The sequence below is a fragment of the Streptococcus sp. HMSC36C04 genome, assembly GCF_001839535.1.
GTDB lineage: Bacteria > Bacillota > Bacilli > Lactobacillales > Streptococcaceae > Streptococcus > Streptococcus hominis.
On record NZ_KV841598.1, the window covers coordinates 57273 to 57630 of the forward strand.

A 358-nucleotide genomic window follows, 5' to 3' on the forward strand; every position below is an offset into this window, starting at 1 on the left:
AGAGCTGTGCTGTTTCGAATGGTTCCAAAACCAGACTGATAGGCATATCCTTTGCACTAGAGTTTTAGAGCTGTGCTGTTTCGAATGGTTCCAAAACTGGCTCATGTGTCACCTTTCCTCCAAAAGCAGTTTTAGAGCTGTGCTGTTTCGAATGGTTCCAAAACGTCAATGACTTTTAAATATGGCGGTTTAAGGTTTTAGAGCTGTGCTGTTTCGAATGGTTCCAAAACGTCAGACCACATATTATCGCTTGAGAAGACGTTTTAGAGCTGTGCTGTTTCGAATGGTTCCAAAACACCAGAAGCCGTTAAAGTTTCATTATGTTTGTTTTAGAGCTGTGCTGTTTCGAATGGTTCCA

1 CRISPR repeat array is annotated in these 358 nt (G+C 41.6%).

Features of this window, described 5'->3' with window-relative positions:
* A CRISPR array of direct repeats spans positions 1-357; the repeat unit is 26 nt; unit sequence AGAGCTGTGCTGTTTCGAATGGTTCC.
* Position 358 lies beyond the last annotated feature (1 nt).